The organism is Streptococcus sp. HMSC077D04, assembly GCF_001808785.1.
Classification (GTDB): Bacteria; Bacillota; Bacilli; order Lactobacillales; family Streptococcaceae; genus Streptococcus; species Streptococcus mitis_BX.
The window spans coordinates 1-24,325 of the sequence record NZ_KV794529.1 but is presented as its reverse complement, the minus strand read 5'-3'; the positions used below and the strand labels follow the sequence as shown (position 1 = coordinate 24,325).

Below are 24,325 nucleotides of genomic sequence, written 5' to 3'. Positions count from 1 at the left end.
TCTGGTTGGCTAGGTTGCAATTGCTTGATTTGTTCAAGAGCGTTATTGAGGGCTTTGTTGACGTCTTCTTGAGTCTTAGCCTCTTGAATAACTGCGATTGCTTTATCAGTAATTTCAACTAATTTTTTCTTAGCATCGTTGTTAGCACCAAGTTCAGCTACTTTTTTCTCGATAGCTTCAGTCAGGCTAGCCATAGCCTTATCATAATTGATTTCAGGCTGTTCCGGTTGTTTTGGTTCAACTGGTTGTTCTGGTTGGCTAGGTTGCAATTGCTTGATTTGCTCAAGAGCGTTATTGAGGGCTTTATTGACATCTTCTTGAGTCTTCGCTTCTTGGATAACTGCGATTGCTTTATCAGTAATTTCAACTAATTTTTTCTTAGCATCGTTGTTAGCACCAAGTTCAGCTACTTTTTTCTCGATAGCTTCAGTCAGGCTAGCCATAGCCTTATCATAATTGATTTCAGGCTGTTCCGGTTGTTTAGGTTCAACCGGTTGTTCTGGACTTGTTTCGTCTCCAGGTTTTTGGTAATTTTCGTCTTTGCTAAGAATATCTTGCAAAGTAGTGACTGTTGACATCACATCTTGTACATTTACCGTATCAGAACTTAATTGTGCAGTGAGTTTATCAAGATTAGACTTAAATGCTTGGCGTGCAGTTGCTGTATTTTTCAAACCACTTGGATCAAAGTTAGATAAGTCGTCTTTCCATTTAGAGAGAGATTGAAGGATTTGTGTTTTGCTGTAGAGTTCGCTTCCTTCACCACGAGTAATGAATTGATCCACCTGGATACCGATGTTTCGAGACAAATCGTTTCGATCAGGATCTAGTTGAAGGGTGACTGCGTGCAAGTTTTCATCAAGACCTTTTAGGCTAACCAGAGTTTGATTGCCTTGGCGTTGAGCAGCGTGACCGCTAAAGTATTTCTTGCCCTCAATAGTCGACGCATTTCCCATGCCATCTTGGTAAGGAACTTCTTTGCCATCTAGGAAGACTTTGTAGATACCATGATTTGGATCAACATAGCCCTTGATATCAAGTCCAGTACCGTAGAAGTAGGCTGTGACAGTTGTCTTTTTCTTTTGTTCATCAGTTAAGCGACCAAAGGAAGCCCAAGACTCCGTTTTTTGGTACTTGTCTGCCGAATTGGTTTCATGGTGCCAGCCAGGACTGTAATCCAACTGACTAGCTTGGTCATCATAACTTGTTTGATCCTTGATCAGCAATTCAGCTTTCATCACTTGGATGGTTGCATCGGTAGCAAAACCGAGTAAAGCACCATCAGAAACAGAAGTGAGCTTGGCTTTGAAGTCAAAGATAGAGTCGGCTTGTTCTGTAAAGTCAATCGTTGGGATGGTAACAGTCTTTTCTGTTTCTCCATCTTCAAAAGTCACATCTTGAGTTGTATCTTGGTAAACTTTACCGTGAACCCCAGTTCCAGGTTCTGTGATGAAGCGAACAGTAGCAGTACCCTTGCTTCCACCAACACGTTTAATTTTAACAGTGACTGGTTTTCCTTTTTCGACTTCGTAAGAAGTTGCTTCAAGCTCAAACATACCCTTGCTGTTATTGTTTAGAGTGTAGATTCCTTCTGTAGCAATTGGTTCACCTGTTTTATTAACAAGGGTAATGGTATGTTGGCCAGGTGCTAAATCGTCTGTTTCATATACTTTTTGGCTGCGTTTACGGCTAGTGTTCTTAGTTTGCACATCCGCAACTTTTTGGCCATCAACGTAGACGGACATTTCTCCATGACCTGGGTCAACTGTAGAGACGACATAGGCCTTGGTTCCTGTGAAAGTATAGCTTACTTTGGCATCTTTTTGATTGGTCCACATAGAAGTGCCACGAACACCTTCAGATTCATTGTACCAAGTTGTACCGGCTGTATCCGCTGTTGTATTTGAGTGGTATTCAAGTCCAAGAGGGTAGCCGTCTGTCTTTTCGATACTAGTTGGTGTCTTGTAGACTGAGAAGTTGGTTAAGATTGGAGTTGCTTGAGCTCCGGTGATGGTTACACGGATTTTTTGTGCCTCTACAGGCTTGCCTTGAATCAAGCGACGGTAACCAACAGTTGAACCTTCTCCGTAAGTCACCCAGCGACCGTTGATTTCGACTTCAATCTTGAAACCAGAGATACGCTGACCTTTGGCGATGTCTTCCTTGAGTTCGACAACGTCAAAGCGTCTCTTTTGTCCCAAATCGACTGTGAAGCTACCTGTTGTGGCATCATTTGAAAGAGCCCAGCTAGTATCATCTTTACCGTCTGTAAGGTGGCTTTCTTTGTAGAGATGATTCTGACGAGTCGAGCTTGCTGTTACAGTTGCTCCTTTGGCAAAGTCAGTCGCATACATTTGATCTAGAGTCGCTTTGAATTCTTTCAAGCGAGCCACGTCAGCATCTGCGAATTTACCTTCTTTGTTTGGTGGAATGTTGAGAAGAAGTGGCGTTCCACGACCAACAGACTTGAAGTAGATATCCATCAATTCTTTGAGGGATTTTGGTTGCTGGTTATCGTGGTAGAACCAGCCAGAGCGGATGGAAACATCTGCTTCTCCTACAGAGTACATATCTCCGTCAGGGTCACCGTGGTTAAGGTATTCGTTCTTAACATTTTCGGTGATGTTTGCTTTCTTGACCTTATGCCATACAGGGTCACCGGCGATACCACGCTCATTTCCAATCCAACGGATACTTGTTGGTTCGGCAGAGAAGATAGCGATATCTCCTTCAGCTTCCTTGATGTATTTGAACCACTCATCAAAAGTGTAGGTTACTTTTTGGGCACCGCTACCGCGTGCTCCATCCATCCAAACTTCGATAAATTTACCCTTATTACCGTATTTTGGATTACCAAGGATTTCTTTTAGTTGATTGAGGTAGTATTCGTTGTATTCTTTTTGAGTAGCTACCTTATATTTAGGGCTATTAACATCCCATGGTGATAGGTAAACACCCATGTTCATATCGTATTTAGTAGCCGATTTAGAGATTTCTTCTAAAAGGTCACCCTTTCCATCTTTCCATGGACTTGCAGCTACGGTATGATTTGTATATTTAGATGGGTAAATAACGAAACCATCGTGGTGTTTGACAACCATAATAGTTCGTTTAAAGCCAGTTTCCTTTAGAGTACGTATCCATTGATCTGTATCTAAGTTAGTTGGATTGAAGTTTTTAGGGTCTTCATTTCCATGTCCCCACTCAGAATTAGTATAAGTATTCATACCATAGTGGATGAAGGCGGCTAATTCTTCCTTGTGATAATCAAGTTGAGCCTTGCTTGGAAGGGGACCGTGATTTCCAATTTCTGTTTCCTTATCTTCTGGATGAGCAGCAGGTAAAACAGTTGAAGTCGGATTAGAGCTATCAGAGATTTTTTCGTATTCAAAGACAACATCATTCACACCCTTGTGCTGGATGCTGGCTTCTAAGCGTGGAGTGATTGCGCGGTAGCCTGCGATTTCTTTTGCTTCAAAAGTGTTTACAAATGAAACATCGTATTCTTTTCCGTCATTATTATCAGTAACAACATCTGCTAATTCTTGCTCTGAGCCTTTCAAACGATAATGAATGGCAAATGAACCTTTATTCACTTTATAAACCACCTTGATGACCCGTGTTCCTGGAGCTGTTTTGCTGACGACGTTGTAGGTCCACTCATCTTTGAGTTGTTTGTTGATTTCGACGCCATCAATAGAGACAATCTGGTATTTCTCTTGATTTTTTGTATAGAAGTCAGTCTTAGCGATTTCTTTTTTGAAGTCATAATCAAAAGCTGTTCCAACTTCAGTTTTTTCAACAAAAGTATCATCAGTTTTGATTGGATTACCAGTTTCATCTACGTGTTGAACAACTACACGTCCGTAATCAATTCCTTTAATGAGTGTCGCAACACCATTTTCATCGAAAGAATATTGATTTTCACCAATAACAGCAGTTTTATTTCTGAACATTTCTCCTTCAGGAGTAAAGTAATATCGTTTCCCATTATCACCTTGGTACCAACCTTTGACGCCATATTTTGCGATAATATCTTTTACCCATTTGACTTGCTCAGGTGAGAGGACGATCCCACCACCGAAACGGTCTTTGTCAGGGATGCCGTTTTCAATTGTGCCGTGTTGGTGAACACCGACTACTTTACCATCACTGTTGATAATACCAGCACCTGAAAGGCCTGAAACAGAAGTCATATGATAGGTGATGCCTTTTGAGCCTTTATCATCATAATTATCAACAGATTTCACGACACCATCAGCCTTGTAAAGTTGACCAGCTACAATTGGTTTTTTGAGCTCAGGTGAGCTTGAGTCAGTTGGATACCCAATCGTGCTAACAGGGTCCCCTGGTTGATAGGTTTTGTTTTCTGCCAAAGGAACAAAGGTAGCAGCTTTATTTGGACTAGCGATTTGAAGAGGAACAGGTGCTACAACAGCAGCCAAGTCATTTTGATATCCTTTTCCAAATTCTTTCTTGTTCCAAAAATGAATATCTTCTTCTTTGAATAGAGTAGTATTACCCGTTACAGGCTGAGAATTGCGAACAGCAGAATTAGAACCGAGGTTATAGTAGAACTTAGCAGAATCTCCGCCTCGAATATGTCCTTCTTTTGTATCACGGTTTGATTCTAAAAAGTTGTGGGCAACAGTCAAGATGACATTTGGTGCCACAAAAATACCAGAACCAGACACGATATAGCGTTGGGAACCACCATTGTAAATAGTGTAAATCATACTAGCAGCAGTAGCAGGTTGTCCTTCATAAGGGACGTGCTTCAAATCTAGACCACCGTTGATAATTGCACGATTACCATTTTCAGCTTCTTTTGGAAGTTCTTCCTTGTTTTTTAGAATGCTTTCTGTCTCAACTTTAGGACTATCCTTCTTGTCTACGATTGCTGAAGTATCTATGTTTTTCACGGGTGCATCAGGATAAGCTTGATCGTGGATTTCTTCAGGAAGCAAGTCAGTAGTTTTAGTTTCTGCTACAGTCTTCTCTTCTACTGGTTTAACAGTTTTTTCTGCTTTCTCTGCTTTCTCTGACTCTTGAGGTGTAGAAATTACAGGACTTTCATTTTTGACTTCTGGTTTGGTTTTTTCAACTTCGGCCAATTTTTCTACATTTGGTTGAGAGCTTGTAGCTTCAATTTTTGCTTCGTCAGCTAGTGCTGTACCAGATGCAAAAAAGCAAGCCCAACCATAACCGAAGCAACACCAACGGTTAATTTTCTGATGCTAAAAGTTTGCTCTTTTTCAAAAAGGTATCGATTCATAATGTACTCCTAGTTTGAATCAAGACAGTCAGCTACTGTCTGAGCCCAAGTATGACTTGGAAACGATTTTCTTTAGCGATAGTTAGATTTTGTGCAATAGTTTGAGACTAATTACCCCCTCTGTTTAAGCGCTTTCATTTTAGAATAAAAAAATTAAAATTGTTATCTTAATCTTTAAAATAACCTAAAAACCTTAACATAACAAATATACTAAATTGTTCCAAGAAATGCAATAGAGAAAGTAAACCTAATTTAAAGAAATTCTTTCACTTTTTAAAGAAAAAAATACATCCTTTCAAGAATTAAACTGAATGAAAGAATGTATTCAAAAAAAGTCAGAGTAATTTTTGTATCGCCTCTTCAATTTGTTTTGGCTCTGTTTTTGAAGAGAAGCGTTCAAAGACCTGCCCATCTCGACCGATGAGAAACTTAGCGAAATTCCATTCGATTCGTTTTCCTAGTGGACCAGATTTTTGTTCTTTTAACCAAACATAGAGAGGATCTGCTTCCTTACCGTTGACCTTGATCTTGGCAAAACGTGGGAAGCTGGTCTGATAATGTAGGCTACAGAAGGCGTTGATTTCCTCTGCACTACCTGGTGCTTGTCCCATAAACTGATTGCAAGGGAAGTCTAAAATCTCAAAACCTTGTTCTTGATAGCGGTCATAGAGTTCTTGGAGACCTTGGTACTGGGGCGTTAAACCACATCCAGTAGCAGTGTTGACAACCAAGAGAATCTTACCACGATAGGTCTCTAGTGGAGTTTCTTGATGGTCTTGGTTCAAGACTGAAAAATCGTATAGTGAAGTCATTGCTTGCTTTTCTCCTTCTGTTTGGTATTTTTAGGAGTTTTCTCCTCCTGTAGTGATAGAAATCCGTAGGTCAGGGTTCCAAAAATGCTACCGATAATCAGGCCATACATCAGCAAAGGAACACTTTTATCGAATTGCATGAGGAGCTTCACAAAATCTGAAAGGGACATCTGCTGAACGAAGACTTTATGAAAGATGAGTAGGATAAAGAAGCCAATCTGAATACCGATAAACACAATCCAGCTTCGGAATTTGATTTGGGCTTTGCTGTAGGTTTTGAGAATGATTTCTGATTTGTCATCCTTTTCAAGATGAAGCTCTTGGACGGCTTTTTGAGCTTTTATACCCATGAACAAAATGAGTCCAAAATAGATGTAGGGCATAACATTTCGAACAATTTCTATAAAGCTTCCGAACAAAATATAGAATAGGAAGAGAATGAAGGAAGAGTAAAAGATTTGGATCATGGAACGGGCGCAAGCCTTGTAGATAACCTCTTGACGGCATTCATCAAAAGGCCCTTGGATATGAAAGAAATTTCGAAGTAGGCGAGTGGTGAAGTCTTCTTTTTTCATGGGTGATTTCTCCTAAATGAACGATGCTATTTTGTTTCTTTTACGAATTGATAGAGATAATAAAGATAAGTGATAGAAGAAAGGATAGCGATAGTTAGCAGTATATAATATTTCCAATTGCCTGAGACGAGCATCAGTTGTGGTAAGGATAGAATCATAAAGAATAGTGCTAAGTTGAGTATGCGCGTTTTTTGGGAGTCAATCTTTAGATAAGTCAATCCTTTGTTGAGTGCTGGAACAAAGACTGGAAGGAGGACTATATCGTAGATTGGCAAGTTCCCTGAAACGATGATGAAGATGAACAGTGAAGCAAATAAAAGATGATAGGTAAGTAAAGTTACTAGTGATTTTATAAGGCACCTCCTAATCCTCATCTTGATCTTTCTTAGCTTTTTCAATGCGACGGGAGATGATGAACTGTATACTCGCTCCGAAGAAGATAGAACCGAGAATGCTTGATACACCATTTCTTATAGTGAGGAGAGAATGAAAATAGTCCTGACCTTCACCTATGAGTATACTGAGAAGAGGAGTTATAAAAAACATCCATAGACCAAAGAACAAACCTGCTTTAAGACCTGGGTAGTATAGTTGCTTACTTTCTTTCTCACTCAGCATATCTGGATCAATAGCTGTAATCCCTGTTTTTTTCATTTGGTAGGTGACATAGCCAGCAGAGATGAGGGCAATCACTAAAATCAGAGGAGGATAGATTAGAGCCACTTCTTGAGGGTATTTATAGGCCAGAAGGAGTGGAATAAGATTTCCGAAAATCATCAGATAAAAGAGGACGATAAAGACTTGGTTCCCAATACGATTGGCCTCACGCCGTTTGTATTCGTCAAGGGGACCAGAAATACCGTATGTGCGTTTGATGAGTTTTTCAGTGAAGGTTTCTTTTTTCATGAGTTGGCTCCTTTTTTAAAAATTATCCTCCCAAAAGAGACTGTTGAGGTCAGTTTGGAGGCTGCGGGCGAGATTGAGACAGAGTTCCAGAGTTGGGTTGTACTTGTCGTTCTCAATCATATTGATGGTTTGTCTCGAGACACCGATATCCTTGGCTAGTTCGAGCTGGGAAATACCTAGTTCCTTGCGAAATTCTTTCACACGATTCATCTGGTCTCCTTTCTGATTCATGTCGCATATATTTGACTATATTATATTCTTCTATGAAATAGATGTCAAGCATATTTGACATATTCTTAAAGAAATCTTACTTTTTTTGACCTATTTGTCTGACTAGTGCAAGCTAGTCGGATTTGTGGTAAAATAGATAAGATATGACAAAAGAATTTCATCATGTAACGGTCTTACTCCACGAAACGATTGATATGCTTGATGTGAAACCTGATGGTATCTACGTTGATGCGACTTTGGGTGGAGCGGGCCATAGCGAATATTTATTAAGTAAATTAAGTGAAAAGGGCCATCTCTATGCCTTTGACCAAGATCAAAATGCTATTGATAATGCGCAAAAACGCTTGGCACCTTACATTGAAAAGGGAATGGTGACCTTTATCAAGGATAACTTCCGTCATTTACAGGCACGTTTGCGCGAAGCTGGTGTTCAGGAAATTGATGGAATTTGTTATGACTTGGGAGTGTCTAGTCCTCAATTGGACCAGCGTGAGCGTGGTTTTTCTTATAAAAAGGATGCGCCACTGGACATGCGCATGAATCAGGATGCTAGTCTGACAGCTTATGAAGTGGTGAACCACTATGATTATCATGACTTGGTTCGTATTTTCTTCAAGTATGGCGAGGATAAATTCTCTAAACAGATTGCGCGTAAGATTGAACAAGCACGTGAAGTCAAGCCAATCGAGACAACGACTGAGTTAGCAGAGATTATCAAGTCGGCTAAGCCGGCCAAGGAACTCAAGAAAAAGGGCCATCCTGCCAAGCAGATCTTCCAGGCTATTCGGATTGAAGTCAATGATGAACTGGGAGCGGCAGATGAGTCCATCCAGCAGGCTATGGATATCTTGGCTCTGGATGGTAGAATTTCAGTGATTACCTTTCATTCATTAGAAGACCGCTTGACCAAGCAATTGTTCAAGGAGGCTTCAACAGTTGAAGTTCCCAAAGGTTTGCCTTTCATCCCAGATGATCTCAAGCCCAAGATGGAATTGGTATCCCGTAAGCCAATCTTGCCAAGTGCAGAAGAATTAGAAGCCAATAACCGCTCGCACTCAGCCAAGTTGCGCGTGGCCAGAAAAATTCACAAGTAAGAGGAAAAAATGGTAGATAAGAAAGAAACAACCAGTCAATTCTTGCAGAATCGTATAAAAAAATTCTCACGTGTGGAGAAGGCTTTTTATCTTTCCATCGCTTTTACGGCTCTCGTTTTAGCAGTGAGCATTATCTTTATGCAGACACGGCTCTTGCAAGTGCAAAGTGATTTAACAAAAATCAATGCGCAGATAGAGGAAAAGAAGACAGAGCTGGACGATGCCAAGCAGGAAGTGAATGAATTGATTCGTGCCGAGCGCTTGAAAGAGATTGCAGATAAAAAAGATTTGAAATTGAATAACGAAAATATCCGAACAGCGGAGTAAGATATGAAATGGACAGAAAAAATAACCCGATTTGCGCTAAAAAATCGTAAATCTCCAGCAGAAAACCGTAGAATAGTCGGCAAGTACATCAGTTTGTTAGCTGTCGTACTTTTCGCTATCTTTTTGGCTAATTTTGCGTATATTATAGCAAAAGGTAATATATTTGGTACTGACTTGGTTAAAGAGGCTAAAAAGGTTCACCAAACAACCCGAACAGTTCCTGCCAAACGTGGGACTATCTATGACCGAAATGGAGTGCCAATCGCTGAAGATGCGACCTCTTATAACGTCTATGCTGTTATTGATAAAAAATACAAGTCAGCAACTGGAAAAATTCTTTATGTAGAGGATTCGCAGTTTAATAAGGTAGCTGAAGTCTTCCATAAGTATTTGGATATGGATGAAGCTTATGTGAAAGAGCAACTAGCTCAACCAAATCTGACCCAAGTTTCCTTTGGTGCAAAAGGAAATGGGATTACCTATGCCAATATGATGGCTATTAAAAAAGATTTGAAAGATGCTAGTGTGGAAGGGATTGACTTTACAACTAGCCCTAACAGAAGCTATCCAAATGGACAATTTGCTTCTAGCTTTATTGGCTTAGCCCAACTTCATGAAAATGAGGATGGTAGTAAGAGTTTGTTAGGGACTTCTGGTTTGGAGAGTTCTTTAAATACCATTCTTGCTGGGACAGACGGTATTATTACCTATGAAAAAGACCGTGTAGGAAATATCGTCCCAGGTACGGAACAGGTATCGCAGCAGACTGTGAATGGTAAGGATGTTTATACAACATTGTCTAGTCCGCTACAATCTTTCATGGAAACTCAGATGGATGCCTTTCTAGAAAAAGTAAAAGGTAAGTATATGACCGCGACCTTGGTCAGTGCAAAGACCGGTGAAATCCTCGCTACCACCCAACGACCTACCTTTAATGCAGATACTAAAGAAGGAATCACTGAGGACTTTGTTTGGCGTGATATTCTTTATCAAAGTAACTATGAACCAGGATCAGCCATGAAGGTTATGACGTTAGCTTCTTCTATTGATAATAATACCTTCCCAAGTGGAGAATACTTCAATAGCAGTGAATTTAAAATGGCGGATGTGACGACTCGAGATTGGGATGTTAATGGTGGTTTGACTACTGGTGGGATGATGACTTTCTTACAAGGTTTCGCTCACTCCAGTAATGTTGGAATGAGTCTACTTGAACAAAAAATGGGAGATGCTACTTGGTTGGATTATCTAAAACGCTTTAAATTTGGGGTTCCAACTCGCTTTGGCTTGACAGATGAATACGCTGGTCAACTTCCAGCTGATAATATTGTTAATATTGCTCAAAGCTCATTTGGGCAAGGAATTTCAGTGACACAAACACAAATGCTTCGTGCCTTTACAGCTATTGCTAATGATGGAGTTATGCTGGAGCCAAAATTTATAAGTGCTATTTATGATACTAACAATCAGTCTGTACGAAAGTCTCAAAAAGAGATTGTAGGAAAACCTGTATCTGAAGATGCAGCAAGCACAACTCGAAATCACATGATCTTAGTTGGGACGGACCCTCTATATGGAACTATGTATAATCACTACACAGGAAAGCCAATTATAACAGTTCCTGGACAAAATGTAGCAGTTAAATCCGGTACGGCTCAAATCGCTGATGAGAAAAATGGAGGATACTTGGTTGGTTCTACCAATTATATTTTCTCAGTTGTGACTATGAATCCTGCTGAAAATCCTGATTTTATCTTGTATGTAACGGTTCAACAGCCTGAGCATTATTCAGCTGTCCAGTTGGGAGAGTTTTCCAATCCAATCTTGGAGCGGGCTTCAGCGATGAAAGAATCTCTGAACCTTCAATCTCCAGCTAAGAATTTAGATCAAGTGACGACAGAATCTTCGTATGCAATGCCTAGCATCAAGGATATTTCACCTGGTGATTTGGCGGAAGCCTTACGTCGAAATATTGTGCAACCAATCGTTGTTGGTACTGGAACAAAGATTAAAGAGACTTCTGTAGAAGAAGGAAAAAATCTTGCACCAAACCAACAAGTTCTCCTTTTATCGGATAAGGTAGAAGAAATTCCAGATATGTATGGCTGGAAAAAAGAGATTGCTGAGGCCTTTGCTAAATGGTTGGATATTGAGCTGGAATTTGAAGGTTCAGGTTCTGTTGTTCAGAAGCAAGACGTTCGGACTAATACAGCTATTAAAAACATTAAAAAAATTAAATTAACTTTAGGAGACTAATATGTTTATTTCCATCAGTGCTGGAATTGTGACATTTTTACTAACTTTAGTAGGAATTCCGGCCTTTATCCAATTTTATAGAAAGGCGCAAATTACAGGCCAGCAGATGCATGAGGATGTTAAACAGCACCAGGCAAAAGCTGGGACTCCTACAATGGGGGGACTTGTTTTCCTCATTGCTGCAGTTGTGGTGAGTTTCCTCGTCGCTCTTTTTTCAAAACAATTGACCAATAATGTTGGTATGGTTTTGTTTATTTTGGTCTTGTATGGTTTGGTTGGTTTTTTAGATGACTTCCTCAAGGTCTTCCGTAAAATCAATGAGGGCCTTAATCCCAAACAGAAATTGGCTCTTCAGCTGCTAGGTGGAGTCATTTTCTACCTTTTTTATGAGCGTGGGGGCGATATGCTCTCTGTCTTTGGCTACCAAGTGCATTTAGGGATTTTCTATATTATCTTCGCTCTTTTCTGGCTAGTTGGTTTTTCAAACGCAGTGAATTTGACAGATGGTATTGACGGTCTAGCGAGTATTTCCGTTGTGATTAGCTTGTCTGCCTATGGAGTTATTGCCTATGTGCAAGGTCAGATGGATATCCTTCTAGTGATTCTTGCCATGATTGGTGGTTTGCTTGGTTTCTTCGTCTTTAACCATAAGCCTGCTAAAGTCTTTATGGGGGATGTGGGAAGTTTGGCCCTAGGTGGAATGCTGGCAGCTATCTCTATGGCCCTCCACCAAGAATGGACTCTCTTGATTATCGGAATTGTTTATGTCTTTGAAACAACTTCGGTTATGATGCAAGTCAGTTATTTCAAACTGACAGGTGGTAAACGTATTTTCCGTATGACGCCTGTGCATCATCATTTTGAGCTTGGAGGATTGTCTGGTAAGGGAAGTCCTTGGAGTGAGTGGAAGGTTGACTTCTTCTTTTGGGGAGTGGGACTCCTAGCAAGTCTTTTGACCCTAGCCTTTTTATACCTACTGTAAAAAAATAATCTGGTGTTTCGATTGTATGACACGAAAACGGACGATGCTAACGTATACAGATAGTCTAGTAGATAATATAAAGGAATAAAAATTTCTAAAATAATGATATAAGATACTTACTCAAAGTATAATACGAGTTAAGTAATAGAATGTGTCTAATGTCCGATTTTTTTAGAAAATCTAAAAAATGATTGAGTAACATTATTATCATCAGGGTATATTTAGTTGGAATCTTGCAACAGAAATTCAAGAAAGTGAAGAGTTCATTGTACTAAATTTCAAAAAATTTAAAACTGAAATATTTAATATCATGATAGACTAAAAGAGAGAATCAGTGTGATTCTCTCTTTTTTTATTATGTGACGATTAGTCCGTCTCGCTCCTCTAGGTGCGAGACAAAAAACCACCCGCTATGCGGGTGGTCATGATTATATTTTTATAAAGAAATTATTTTTTCTCCTTTGTTAACCAGTAGGTAATTCCAGCTGATGTAATTCCAGAAACAACAACAGCAACAATTACCCATAATCTGTTGTTTTCTACAGAAATAGGCGTAGCATAAGTTTCTTTTTTGGTTTCTATAGGATTTGATAAGAAACTCATAACATTTTGGTTAGTGGTTCCTCCATCACGGATATTTTTCATAACAGTTTTGAAGGAATCTGCATAATTTCTATTTCCTTGAATAACATTTGCTTCAGTAGTAATCAATTCGTTTGTTGTTGAAACAGTGCGGTCGATATTATCTTTAATCGTTTTAACTTGGCTATTAAATTGAGTGAATTGATCTTTCATTGTTCCAACAGCTTCATGATTCTTGTTAGTTATTTTTGAACTATCAGAAGTGATAGTAACTAGTGATTCAATAGATTTATACAGTTGCTCAGGTGTATAAATTTTAACCTTTAATTGATTGTTGTTTGATTCAGAAGTTGAATTTGTAATTTCAAGTTGTTTTTCTTTTGTTTCTTTCCATACCTTATATTCTTTTGATAAAGATTCAATTGATGCATTATACCAATTTGTTAAATCTGTGATTTTCACTTTGAAATAATCATTTGGTAAATCTGCTTCATTCAATTTTGGTATTTCACTTGTTATTTTTCTTAACGAATTTGAAGTCCCTTGAATTTCGTCGAGTAATTCAAGACCAGATTGTTTAAATTGTGTGATTTGTTTATTTGAAAGTTGCGATTCAATATCTTCACGATTGATATTACCATACATATTATAAACTGAATCAGGTGATAAAGCAGAAAAGTTTATAGAGCTACTGTTTGGATTTCCATAGATTGCTTTAATCATTCCTGCAGCTTGATTAATTTTACTTAATTTATCAAAAATATGTGTTAAATCCTTTTTAACAAGTACATCTGATTCCTCTTTATCACTACGATAGATGGTTTGTTTTATAGGGATTATTGTGTCTCCGATGTGTATCTCAAAAGATATATCATTTTTTCCATAATGTGGCTCAAAAGTATAGGAAATGGTCAATTTATAGGTCTTATCATCAGCAATAACCTGTTCACCATTTACTAATTTAGCATCTCCAGTAACTGAAATTTTAGCCTTAGGTGATATGTATTTTGTTTCAGTTGATGTTTTTGTTTCAGTTGACGTTTTTGTTTCAGTTGATGTTTTTGTTTCGGCTGATGTTTTTGTTTCAGTTGATGCATTAGAGATTTCAGGTTTTGATTCTACATTTAAAGAGGAAGCATCACTTGGGGTAGTTGAAATAGGGGAAGAAATCTCTGTTGTAGCAGTTTCTTGCCCTGCTTGAGGAAGTTTAACTGTGATAGGGATTTCTTCGGTAATTTTGTCTAATTTATCATTTTCTGTTGTTAAAAATTCAAAACTAGGCAAGCCGGTTATAGGTGTAAATTTTTTATCAAATTGAGAATAGTTCTCAATTAAAGTTAGTTTTGAAGTATATTCATTAACTTGATCAGGGGTTAAGACTTTTAATTTCTGTAATTTAGCAAATAATTCTTTGTAGTCAGACATTTGGATACTAGTTTCTGATAGTGTTGAACGAATCATATCTTGATAAGTGTCAGGTAAAGAATTTTTTACTTGTAGGCTATTGTTTATTTGTGCTGCAAGCGTTGCTTTGGATTCAGAAGTTAAATCCGATTTAGTATCCACTCCTTCTTTTCCAAAGTAAAATAACTCTACTTTTTTCTTCTCTTTTTCTAATTCAGTTTGGAGCTTCTCTAATTCAGTCTTTTTATCATTTGTTTTATCTCGATAATCAGAAATAATTTTATGGTAATTAGAAATCAAATCTTCAAATTTACTAATTTCTGATTTTTGAGTATCATTATTATTTCCAAATTGAGATAATGATTTTGATGCAGAATCATTTATCTTTTCTACAAATTTAGCAGTTTCTTCATATTGATCTTTTAAAATCGTATTTGTTGTAGAGACATTTTGTTTTGAATTTTCTATTTCTCTATCAAAATTACCTTTAACCTCTTGAAGTTTTGTTTGTAAGTCATTACCCGTACTATTTAAAAGTTTTATAACTGATTCGGAGAAATTTTTTTGAAGTTCTTCGAAGGAAGAGTTGTTTTTTTCTAAACCAGAAACTAAATCCATAGTACTAGTAATAGATTGGCTAGCTTGATTGGATGGTGTATAGATATACTGAGAAATTTTAGAGTGTGTTCCTGATTGCTCATTGACAATGTTTTCAACATTTCTTTTCGCATCGTCTAAGTTGTTAATGACACTCGAAAAGTACATTTTGATAACGTTTTGATTGATTGTATTCAGATGTTCTCCGACACGTAACTCTACATTTTTAGATTTGACAGGATCTAGATTCGATTTTGTTTTATATGCTATCTTTGCTCGGTCTGGGTTAAAGCTTTCCAGCTGAGCTATTTTCTCTGAAAATTGTTGTTCTATGTATACAATGACGTCAACAGAACCATTCTCAAATCGATTTTCAGCGACATTGCGAGTCATAACTGTCCATTGGTTTGAGCTATCTTTGGATAATAATGTTGTAAAATCATTCCCTAAATTATACGTGTTCCCATTTAAAGATCCACCAGTGTCTTCATTTACTAAAGCAATATTTAATTTACGGTCATTTACTTTATTAGTTATTGAAACTTCTTGATTTTTTAAGTAAACAAAAGCAGCACCAGAACCGACCAATAATGTTACAAAAATGCTACCACCTATGATTATTTTTTTCATACATAAACCCTTTCATTTATAGTTTATTATATCACTAATGTGAATCTGAAACAAGGGGGCGATTTGAACTATTAAGTTTTAAATTTTCTGGGGTAATAATGGAATATAGTGTAATAAAATGATAGACAAATAATAAAATATATGATAAAATAATAAAAATAAAAATTAAAGGAGAATACTAATGTCAGTAATTAGTTTAACCCCAGAACAGTTACAATCTCAGGCGGCAATTTATCTTAGTGCTAAAGAACAAATTGAACAGGCAGTACAAACTGTTAATCGAACAAATGGCGAAATGGCATCACAATGGAAAGGTCAAGCATTTAATGCTTACCTTGAGCAATACAACCAGTTGTATACACATGTTCAAAAATTTGAGGAGCTTCTAGTGAGCATCAACCAACAATTGAACAACTATGCTCAAACAGTAGCTGAACGTGACCAACAAGATGCACAAAGCTTTGGTTTGTAGTTAATTTTGAGGAGCGTCAGGGGAACTTGACGCTTATTTTTATTTTATGATGAAGAACATTAAAAAGTACCTATTAATTCTTTGTATAGTATTTCCTGTGTTAGTCTATGCAGACGATGGTAGCTTAAAACTTGATACAGATATCATTACAAATAGTACACAGGAAACGGTCAAAAATAGGATAGAATCCAAATATGCTCCAAATTTATTTTTAAATCGTACCCAAAAGGTTGTGGACCAGAAAACTCAAACAACCAAAGAACTTATACAGGGAGCAGAACAGACTATATTTACTGATGGTGAAAATCACTCTATTTATCGTCTAGAAACTACTGTTGTCCAAACATCATTGTTTAATCAATACACTATAGAGGAGAAATCCTCTTTTAAACAAAGGAATTATTCAATTTTTAAGGATTGGATGGGAAATGTATTTACCAGTTTTTTCTTACTGTTTATGGTTTTGTTGGGAGTCTATTTAGGAAGGAAATGGCATGGATTACGAAAAAATAAAGTTAACTCTAGACTATAGAGCAAAACAAATAGATATTCTAGTTTCAAAATCTCTAACTTGGTTAAGATTAGAAGAATTACTAAAAGATACCAAAGTTAGAGAACAGTTGAATTTACCTCTAAATAGTTCGTTTTGTTTCAAACTTAGAAACAAACAAATCCATATCGAACCAATGGATATCTTGGCTGTTTATCCAGTTAGCGATGGAGATTATATAGAGATTGAGGATGTATCATAGGAGGAAAAAATGTTTGAAGCAGATCGACTAGAATTTGTGAGAGAAGACAATCAAATATCAGTTCAAATTTCTTCATCAGGTTATCGTAGAGAGCAACTTGAATTGATTCAAGAATATTGTCCAGTAGAAATAGTACAGAAAGACGGAGTTCTTTCTTTGCAGTATAAGATTCCTGAGTATTTTAAAACTGTTAAAGAAGAAATTTTAGAAAGAACTACGGAACTTGAACGTTTTAGTTTGGCACAAAGTATGTCTGTATTAGTTCGTTCTGAAAATGATTATAAAATTCCGTACATTCATCCTGAAAATATCATTATTTTTGGAAGTAATGTACAAATGTTACACTATGGAATTGAAAAATTACTTGCACCTCAACAGTATAGTTCTGAATTTTATCTAGAATCTTATAAAGCTTTAATGATTTCTATTTTACTACCTAAGATAGATTTTGAACTAGCCATCCATGGGATTGATGCAATAAAGGAAAAGGTGGCACAAGATATTATTCCCTTAGAGAGTGTAGCTGATGTCAATAATTATATTGCAGAAAAGTATGCCAAATTATCAGAAGAGAGTTCAAAAGCAAATTTGTTGGTTAACAAGAAAAAATGGAAGACTTTGTTAATAGGGGGAGCTTTACTTGCTACAACCACACTTGTCTTAAGCTTTGCAACTTACAAATCTATGTTTAAAGATGGGCCACTAAAATCATCAGTCATTATGGCACAATCAAATTTCATGCGAAAAGATTACTCTGAAACAGTTGAATCATTAAAAAATTATGGTACAGAATCATTGCCCAAGGAGGCCAAGTATATCTTAGCAGCAAGTTATGTCCGTTTAGATAGTTTGAGTGATAAGCAAAAGGAAGTTATTTTAAATACGATTACAGAATCAACAGATGATACAATTTTTTCTTATTGGATTTATCTTGGACGTGGAAAATTTGAAAAAGCTCTAGATGTGGCACAAAATATCGGGGACACGCAATTGATTTTACATGCTTATACAAATCTATACGAGTCAGTTAAGGCAGACATCAATATGAATGGTTCTGAAAAACAAAAGAAACTTGAAGAATATGAAAAGAAAATAAAAGAACTTTCTGCTGAGATTGGAGAAGCTACGACAAATAGTAGTGATACAAAAGTATCTACTGAAACAACAACTCCTAAAGACAACCGAACAAAAGAAAAGAGTGAACGATAAATGAAGGCAAAAAAGCTAGAATATGATCATCAGCTGGGAGACCAATTAGGAGAGCTTCATAAACCTCTTTATACCTTGTTGATTGAACAAGATAATCTAGAGAAAATAGATTTGTTTGAAGGACAAAAGGTGAAGGTCGGTACTAACGAGTACACAGTAGAAGGTAGAATAGTCTATCGAAATGGTAAGACTTTAGAAAGAGGAAAATCTACTTTTGATAAAGAGATTGTAACCTTGTTGGTTCCTGAGGAAGATATTTTTATCAGTTATATTTTCCCACCACAGCGATTTATTTGTAGCAAGAAAGAATCAGCTGATATTAGTTGGAAAATTTCGAACCAACTTATTTTTTCAAATAATCAAGTACAGGTTACACTTGGGGAATCTCCGATTTATTTAAATGACCGTCTAGTCAAAGAGGGAGGACTTTATCCGTTTGAATTAGGGAACCGAATGAAGGTTTCTAATTATTTTATAGAAAAAAGAAAGAATCAGTGGAAGATTGGATGTCTCTTCGAAGAACCGCAATTAAATAGGAATCAAATTCTGATACAAGAAAAAAATAATGAGTATCCGATGGATTTTCCAGAATATAGAAGGAGTCCCAGAGTTAACCCTATTATCCATAGCGGGAAAATCATTATCAATCAACCTCCTCAACCGATTAGACTCCCTAAAAACTCGCTCATCAGAGCAATTGTTCCAGCTTTAGGAATGTTTACTTTAACTGCATTGAGTTCAATTTGGACAAAAGGTAATCCTGTAATGATGCTAGGGATGGGGGGCTTTAGTCTCCTGACAGCAGCGACAACTATGAGTCAGTATTTTGAAGAGAAAAAGGATACCAAGGAACAAGAAAAAAATCGAATTCAAGATTATGAGGCATATTTATTAAACCAAGTATCTGACTTAGAAAAATACTACAAAGAAGAAACTAGTATTTTACATTATAATCAACCGTCAATCTCAACCATTACTGAACTGATTGCAAAGTATGATTCAAGAATTTATGAGAGAATGGACTATAATGAAGATTTCTTACAGGTGTCTTTGGGTTTAGGAGATAGGTTAAGCCAGCTAGAGCTGCAAACAAATTTTGATGAGCAAAGTAAAGATGAAATATCGCAGTTTGCTCGCACAGTCTTGCAAGACTACAGTTTGCAAAAGAAGGTTCCAATTACTGTTAATATTTTTGAAGCGACAGTTGGTCTTGTTGGAAATAGTGAAGTAACTAGGACAGCTGTATATAACATGCTTTTACAGATGGCAATGTTTCACAGCTACTTAGATGTTAATTTTATCAATCTTGTTCAAGAACAGAGATATGAGAAAGATTGGTCTGAGTGGCGATTTCTTCCTCATTTCAATATGCAGGAACGAAATATTCGTGGTTTTGTCCATGATGCCAGAAGTCGTGATGCCGTTCTAAATTCGCTTTACCGTATCATTCAAAAACGTTCTCAAATCAAACGTGAAATGGGGGAAAAAGATGCGCGCTTTAAACCCCATTATGTCTTAACGATTATGGATGACTCCCATTTACTTGGCCATAGTTTGAATGAGTATCTAGCCAAAGATTTGACAGAGTTGGGTGTAACAGTCATTTGGGTGAAAGAGGCACGTCGTCTTTTGCCAGAAACTATCACAACTCTAATTGAATATAAGAATCAAAATTTAGGTCAAATCATTAATGATGAGGGTGCCTATAGTGCTCAAACCTTTATTCCCCACCCGCTGTTGGATTGCTATGAGGATTCTATTCGTACTTTAGCAAATCTAAAACACATGGAAGTAGAGAAGAACACGATTCCTAAATCCGTTACCTTTTTGGAACTCTACCAAGTCAGAGAAGTTGAAGAGTTACAGGTTGCGACTAGATGGTCCAAAGCGGATACTTTTAAAACGTTAGCTGTGCCATTGGGATTGCGTGGGAAGGATGACCAGGTGGAGCTCAACTTACATGAACGTGCACATGGGCCACATGGTCTTGTAGCAGGAACTACTGGTTCAGGTAAATCTGAGATTCTTCAGTCTTATATATTATCCATGGCTGTAAACTTTAGTCCAGAGGATGTTGGATTTCTTACGATTGACTTCAAAGGTGGAGGGATGGCGAATCTTTTCAAAGATTTACCACATATGCTTGGGTCTATTACTAACTTAGATGGAGCTGCTAGTGCGCGTGCCCTAGCTTCTATCAAAGCAGAGTTACAAAAACGCCAACGTCTCTTTAATCAATTTGGTGTTAATCATATCAATGGATATACTAAATTATATAAGGAAGGCCAAAAAGCTACTGACAAATCAGGTTATCCAGAAAAACCATTACCTCATCTGTTCCTTATTAGTGATGAGTTTGCTGAATTAAAAGAACATGAACCAGAATTTATGACAGAGCTGGTTTCGACAGCCCGTATCGGACGTTCGCTTGGAGTCCATCTAATTCTTGCTACACAAAAACCATCAGGGGTCGTCAATGATCAAATATGGTCAAACTCTCGTTTCAAACTAGCTTTGAAAGTGTCAGATGAGTCTGATTCCAATGAAATAATCAAAACACCAGATGCGGCGAGCATTACTGAACCAGGACGTGCTTACCTACAAGTAGGAAATAACGAAATCTATGAATTATTCCAGTCTGCATGGAGTGGTGCACAGTATGCCCCACAAACAGAGGGAGTTCAAGAAGTTGTTGATGAACGAATTTGGTTGATAAATGACCTAGGACAATATGAGTTGCTATCTGATGACCTATCTAAGGATGAAAATTATATTGCTGATCAGACGGAAGAAATCACGGAACTCTCAGCGGTTGTAAACTATATAGCAAGAGTGAGTAAGACTGTTCCTTTCAATCTGCCAGATAAACCGTGGTTAGAACCTTTAGAGACAGCCATCATATCCCCTCAAACAGATATTCACTGGACCGATGAAAAAGTATTGGCCGTTCCCTTTGCTCGAATGGATATTCCGACAGAACAACGTCAGAAGGATTATCATTTTGATTTGGAAAAAATGGGGCATACAGTTTTCTATGGTTCACCTGGTTTTGGGAAATCCCTAGCTCTTCAAACTCTAGTGCTAAATCTCGCTCGCTTGAATACTCCAGAGCAAGTACAAATCAATCTATTTGACTTTGGAACCAATGGACTCTTGCCACTAAAAGATTTACCTCATGTAGTTGATTTAACAAGGTTTGATGAAGAAGAAAAACTGGTTAAGTTTTTAAAACGTATTGACCAAGAGTTGAAGATTCGTAAGGAGAAGTTTGCCATCTATAATGTAGCAAGTCTTTCTCAATACGAACAAAAATCAGGTGAGAAACTCCCTGCTATTCTTACTATTTTTGACGGGTTTGATACTATAAAAGACACAGCGCTAGAAGAAGCTATTGAAAGTATGATTAACCGCCTCCTACGTGAGGGAGCGAGTCTTGGATGCTATGTGATTTTGACAGCACTCCGCTCAAATAGCCTTAAAATCAGTATGTCAAGCAATATTACCTCGCGCTTGGCCTTTTACCTAGTTGATGAAGGAGCTTCTAAGGAAATTATAGGGCGTGATGCTCTAATTCAGCAAGAAATTTTTGGCCGTGCCCAGTTGAAAGAAGATATCCCGTATGCCATTCAGGTTTATCTCCCGACAAGTGGAGAAGGCGATATTGAGCGCCTATATAACTTGGAAGAAGAAGTTAAGCTGATTGCAAGAAGCTGGACAGGAGTTTGCCCAGAACCAATTCCAATGTTGCCAAATGAAGTGACGCTGACACACTTTAGTAATCATCCTAAAGTACTTGAGATGTGGTCAAGGGGTGAATTACCAATAGGATTTGATAAAGAAACAACGGATCCTCAAGGGTTTGTTCCTGATAGAGATGGGTATTTTGAATTCTTATATGATACCCCGCAACAATTGGAATATTGTGAAAATAGTTTGATACCAGGTCTGAACAGATTGGTAAATATTGAAAAAATATTATTAAATACCAACAATAGTTACAAAAAAACAGAAGTATTTGATAAAATAATTGATAGAGATAATATACCTAGTTTCTTTAACGATATTCAAGGAGAAATTGAGAGCCGTCACAATGGCAAAGAGGCTTCAATGATGTACGTATTTATCCCAGAAGCGCATATGCTAGGGGCTTTATTAAATATGAAAATAACCGAGGATGTGTTTAAAAAGATTGTTAGAAATAGCGGAAAAGTTCACATTCATTTTGTATTTATGGGAGAACAACAAGCTATTAGTGTAGGCTACTTAGATGTTGACAAGGTCTTAAAGAGCAATGTTCCTGCTGGATGTGTTGGAACAAGGTTCAAAGATCAAAATATTTCAAAAGTACAAACGAGCTTCAGTGAACCAGTTGTAGCAGAGGATGAAACAAACTTTTTTGTGGGTAGAATAGGTTATCGTTTACGGTTGGTTACAGATAATGGATAGAATCTTTAACATAAATTGATAAAAAATAAAGGAGATATAGTTATGTCTCGTGATTACAGTTATGAGATTTACTCTTTACGACAACAGATTTCAACAATGTCTGGTGAAAGAGCAGATATATTAAATAAAATTAGTATTTTAAAACAGAATAAGAGTAAAATACAGAGCAAGAAAAGAGCAATTTCAGAACAATTGTCTCAATACACTAATATAAATGGGATGGCTACTTCTAATTTTGTAGGAAATAGAAGAGATGATTTTAATAATAAAATAGAGACGCTAAAAGGGTCGATTTCCCAATGGTTGGAGAATACCCAGAATAATATTGATTTGATTGACCAAAAAATCTCAACCTATACGGCTGAAGCTTCTAATTTAGCGATTGGTATGAATTATGCTAGTCAATCACTAAATACTTATATTTATCTTCAAAGTCAAAATGAAGATTAGATTAAGGAGGAGATTTTATGGGAGAAATTAAAATAGATTTTAATGTTTGGTCTGCTGATGTTGTTTCGTATTCTTCATCAATTGATGCTTTGTCCGATCTTTCAAAACCTACCTTGAGCGAGAATGACTTACAACCTTTCCTTAAAATTAATTCGACGATAGATGAGTTAAATAGTTCGATAAAAACATTTAAAAGCAATTCAATAGATCAGACAGGAAACATGTCTAGGGCTGTAGCGAATAAAATGAGTGATGATGCTGCTGGGGCTGCAGGTTTTAGAGGAGGATAAGATGATTTCACAAGAAATGTTATGGGCGCAGTATTTTACAGAGTCCTATCTTGGTTTTAAGCCAAATTCACTCATCGATCAAATCGCCAAAGCTATTATCTATAGACCGGACTTATTTAGAACATTGGTTTTAAATTTATCTCAGAGTGATATGAGTTATGAGTACAATCCAACAATTGGAGCAAGTATTGATTTTCGATTCAATAAAGGGGAAGTTATTATAACTCGTCTTGGAGAAACTCAGCTTTTTTCCACATCTGAGTTTATGCGTTTACTTGAATTAATTGATAAAATTTATACAGAAATTCTGCCATTAGGTAGTGTTATTCAAATAAATAGAGAAAAGTTACCCAAAGATGCTCTTGAGGATTTTATGGAAGAAATGCCTATCTATGTATTAATTACAGGGCAACGGGTATCAGTTGAAAATAAATTTTATCTAGATTACACGGGATATTTTTGGCCAAAAGGTTTGATTCAAAATCAAGAAACCTTAGTTATATCCGATGATATGATTGAATCCGTCCTTTTTAGGGGACTAGAGAAGAATGATATTCAGGAACAGCATATCTTAAACCTACGTCGTCAGCTACTTGCAAAAGATCTGGATTCTTATACTTTTCACAATTATCAAATGGAGGCTAGACAATGAAATATAAGCATTCTGAATTGCTGATAGCGCGCGAGGAACTATATCGTTCAAAAAGTGGATTTGAGGATAAGATTTTAGCAGCGCTTCAAGGAACTCGAGAGTTGATTAATACGAGAAGTTTTCGTTCTGCTACCAAAGATGCAATCAATGCGGAGCTAAGCAATTATAACCTGCCCTTATTATATAGTTACCATGATTTAGCTAATGGTTTATATAATGAGTGGGATCGGCTGATGTTACGCTTTCAGGAGTTGGTTGATGAGCATAGTCCTGCTGCTGTCATTGATACGTCAGAATTTTCCGGTTTAAAAAGAGCTGTGGAACAACCGACTCAAGAGATTTTGAACTTGATTGCCCATCCAGACCTGACAATAGCTTACTCT

At 37.1% G+C, this 24,325-nt stretch carries 17 protein-coding genes and 2 pseudogenes; 12 read left to right on the top strand and 7 right to left on the bottom strand.

The features are described from left to right. The 6 genes and pseudogenes from HMPREF2701_RS03900 to HMPREF2701_RS03875 all read right to left on the bottom strand — a co-directional run. A pseudogene (locus HMPREF2701_RS03900) lies at nt 1–5,275 on the bottom strand (alpha-L-fucosidase); the annotation flags it as partial. Between the two features lie 335 nt (nt 5,276–5,610). Beyond that, entirely contained in the window at nt 5,611–6,087 is a 477-nt protein-coding gene (locus HMPREF2701_RS03895) for a glutathione peroxidase (protein ID WP_070482169.1), read from the bottom strand. Further along, nucleotides 6,084–6,662: a DUF3278 domain-containing protein gene (locus HMPREF2701_RS03890; protein ID WP_070482167.1), complete on the bottom strand. Its 579-nt coding sequence runs from the start codon at nt 6,660–6,662 to the stop codon at nt 6,084–6,086. Before HMPREF2701_RS03890 ends, HMPREF2701_RS03895 begins: the two co-directional genes overlap by 4 nt. A gap of 26 nt (nt 6,663–6,688) precedes the next feature. Continuing rightward, nucleotides 6,689–7,015 (bottom strand): hypothetical protein, encoded by a 327-nt coding sequence (locus HMPREF2701_RS11475; RefSeq protein WP_070482253.1) that lies wholly within the window; start codon nt 7,013–7,015, stop codon nt 6,689–6,691. A 10-nt stretch (nt 7,016–7,025) separates the two neighbouring features. Further along, complete coding sequence (locus HMPREF2701_RS03880) at nt 7,026–7,568, bottom strand: DUF3278 domain-containing protein (protein ID WP_070482165.1); 543 nt, start codon at nt 7,566–7,568, stop codon at nt 7,026–7,028. A 15-nt stretch (nt 7,569–7,583) separates the two neighbouring features. Further along, entirely contained in the window at nt 7,584–7,778 is a 195-nt protein-coding gene (locus HMPREF2701_RS03875) for a helix-turn-helix transcriptional regulator (RefSeq protein ID WP_001082471.1), read from the bottom strand. A gap of 164 nt (nt 7,779–7,942) precedes the next feature. On the opposite strand from HMPREF2701_RS03875, the gene rsmH reads away from it, so the two are divergent. The 4 genes from rsmH to mraY are packed head-to-tail and all read left to right on the top strand — an operon-like array spanning nt 7,943 to nt 12,458. Continuing rightward, nucleotides 7,943–8,893 carry a 16S rRNA (cytosine(1402)-N(4))-methyltransferase RsmH gene (rsmH, locus tag HMPREF2701_RS03870; protein ID WP_050279758.1) on the top strand — a complete coding sequence of 317 codons (951 nt, stop codon included), beginning with the start codon at nt 7,943–7,945 and terminating at the stop codon, nt 8,891–8,893. A gap of 9 nt (nt 8,894–8,902) precedes the next feature. Then, nucleotides 8,903–9,220 carry a cell division protein FtsL gene (gene ftsL / locus HMPREF2701_RS03865; protein ID WP_070482163.1) on the top strand — a complete coding sequence of 106 codons (318 nt, stop codon included), beginning with the start codon at nt 8,903–8,905 and terminating at the stop codon, nt 9,218–9,220. 3 nt (nt 9,221–9,223) lie between these two features. Then, nucleotides 9,224–11,476 carry a penicillin-binding protein PBP2X gene (pbp2X, locus tag HMPREF2701_RS03860; protein WP_070482160.1) on the top strand — a complete coding sequence of 751 codons (2,253 nt, stop codon included), beginning with the start codon at nt 9,224–9,226 and terminating at the stop codon, nt 11,474–11,476. Nucleotide 11,477: 1 nt separating this feature from the next. Continuing rightward, nucleotides 11,478–12,458, top strand: coding sequence for a phospho-N-acetylmuramoyl-pentapeptide-transferase (mraY, locus tag HMPREF2701_RS03855; RefSeq protein WP_070482158.1), 981 nt, complete (start codon nt 11,478–11,480; stop codon nt 12,456–12,458). A 447-nt stretch (nt 12,459–12,905) separates the two neighbouring features. On the opposite strand, the gene esaA is transcribed toward mraY, so the two are convergent. Continuing rightward, nucleotides 12,906–15,671, bottom strand: a complete 2,766-nt coding sequence (gene esaA, locus HMPREF2701_RS03850; protein WP_070482156.1) for a type VII secretion protein EsaA — start codon at nt 15,669–15,671, stop codon at nt 12,906–12,908. A 181-nt stretch (nt 15,672–15,852) separates the two neighbouring features. On the opposite strand from esaA, the gene HMPREF2701_RS03845 reads away from it, so the two are divergent. The 8 genes and pseudogenes from HMPREF2701_RS03845 to HMPREF2701_RS03805 all read left to right on the top strand — a co-directional run. Continuing rightward, the gene (locus tag HMPREF2701_RS03845) at nt 15,853–16,143 is read left to right on the top strand and encodes a WXG100 family type VII secretion target (RefSeq protein ID WP_049492928.1); all 291 of its coding nucleotides are present in this window, start codon (nt 15,853–15,855) and stop codon (nt 16,141–16,143) included. Nucleotides 16,144–16,637: 494 nt separating this feature from the next. Further along, nucleotides 16,638–16,895: a hypothetical protein gene (locus HMPREF2701_RS03835; protein ID WP_061590471.1), complete on the top strand. Its 258-nt coding sequence runs from the start codon at nt 16,638–16,640 to the stop codon at nt 16,893–16,895. A gap of 9 nt (nt 16,896–16,904) precedes the next feature. After that, nucleotides 16,905–18,104 (top strand): type VII secretion protein EssB, encoded by a 1,200-nt coding sequence (gene essB / locus HMPREF2701_RS03830; RefSeq protein ID WP_061590470.1) that lies wholly within the window; start codon nt 16,905–16,907, stop codon nt 18,102–18,104. Beyond that, a complete protein-coding gene (gene essC, locus HMPREF2701_RS03825; RefSeq protein WP_070482154.1) occupies nt 18,105–22,550 on the top strand; it encodes a type VII secretion protein EssC in 4,446 nt (1,481 codons plus the stop codon). Nucleotides 22,551–22,592: 42 nt separating this feature from the next. Then, complete coding sequence (locus tag HMPREF2701_RS03820) at nt 22,593–23,000, top strand: YwqH-like family protein (RefSeq protein ID WP_049492939.1); 408 nt, start codon at nt 22,593–22,595, stop codon at nt 22,998–23,000. Between the two features lie 17 nt (nt 23,001–23,017). After that, entirely contained in the window at nt 23,018–23,290 is a 273-nt protein-coding gene (locus HMPREF2701_RS03815; RefSeq protein WP_049492943.1) for a hypothetical protein, read from the top strand. Between the two features lies 1 nt (nt 23,291). After that, nucleotides 23,292–23,942, top strand: a complete 651-nt coding sequence (locus HMPREF2701_RS03810; RefSeq protein ID WP_049552372.1) for a DUF4176 domain-containing protein — start codon at nt 23,292–23,294, stop codon at nt 23,940–23,942. Beyond that, nucleotides 23,939–24,325: pseudogene (locus HMPREF2701_RS03805) on the top strand (hypothetical protein); the annotation flags it as partial. The gene HMPREF2701_RS03810 and the pseudogene HMPREF2701_RS03805, both read left to right, overlap by 4 nt.

What these genes read in the sequence shown, in the direction of transcription:
- HMPREF2701_RS03895 (WP_070482169.1), bottom strand. Translation starts at nt 6,087, where the DNA reads ATGACTTCACTATACGATTTTTCAGTCTTGAACCAAGACCATCAAGAA.
- HMPREF2701_RS03890 (WP_070482167.1), bottom strand. Translation starts at nt 6,662, where the DNA reads ATGAAAAAAGAAGACTTCACCACTCGCCTACTTCGAAATTTCTTTCAT.
- HMPREF2701_RS03880 (WP_070482165.1), bottom strand. Translation starts at nt 7,568, where the DNA reads ATGAAAAAAGAAACCTTCACTGAAAAACTCATCAAACGCACATACGGT.
- HMPREF2701_RS03875 (WP_001082471.1), bottom strand. Translation starts at nt 7,778, where the DNA reads ATGAATCGTGTGAAAGAATTTCGCAAGGAACTAGGTATTTCCCAGCTC.
- rsmH (WP_050279758.1), top strand. Translation starts at nt 7,943, where the DNA reads ATGACAAAAGAATTTCATCATGTAACGGTCTTACTCCACGAAACGATT.
- ftsL (WP_070482163.1), top strand. Translation starts at nt 8,903, where the DNA reads ATGGTAGATAAGAAAGAAACAACCAGTCAATTCTTGCAGAATCGTATA.
- pbp2X (WP_070482160.1), top strand. Translation starts at nt 9,224, where the DNA reads ATGAAATGGACAGAAAAAATAACCCGATTTGCGCTAAAAAATCGTAAA.
- mraY (WP_070482158.1), top strand. Translation starts at nt 11,478, where the DNA reads ATGTTTATTTCCATCAGTGCTGGAATTGTGACATTTTTACTAACTTTA.
- esaA (WP_070482156.1), bottom strand. Translation starts at nt 15,671, where the DNA reads ATGAAAAAAATAATCATAGGTGGTAGCATTTTTGTAACATTATTGGTC.
- HMPREF2701_RS03845 (WP_049492928.1), top strand. Translation starts at nt 15,853, where the DNA reads ATGTCAGTAATTAGTTTAACCCCAGAACAGTTACAATCTCAGGCGGCA.
- HMPREF2701_RS03835 (WP_061590471.1), top strand. Translation starts at nt 16,638, where the DNA reads ATGGATTACGAAAAAATAAAGTTAACTCTAGACTATAGAGCAAAACAA.
- essB (WP_061590470.1), top strand. Translation starts at nt 16,905, where the DNA reads ATGTTTGAAGCAGATCGACTAGAATTTGTGAGAGAAGACAATCAAATA.
- essC (WP_070482154.1), top strand. Translation starts at nt 18,105, where the DNA reads ATGAAGGCAAAAAAGCTAGAATATGATCATCAGCTGGGAGACCAATTA.
- HMPREF2701_RS03820 (WP_049492939.1), top strand. Translation starts at nt 22,593, where the DNA reads ATGTCTCGTGATTACAGTTATGAGATTTACTCTTTACGACAACAGATT.
- HMPREF2701_RS03815 (WP_049492943.1), top strand. Translation starts at nt 23,018, where the DNA reads ATGGGAGAAATTAAAATAGATTTTAATGTTTGGTCTGCTGATGTTGTT.
- HMPREF2701_RS03810 (WP_049552372.1), top strand. Translation starts at nt 23,292, where the DNA reads ATGATTTCACAAGAAATGTTATGGGCGCAGTATTTTACAGAGTCCTAT.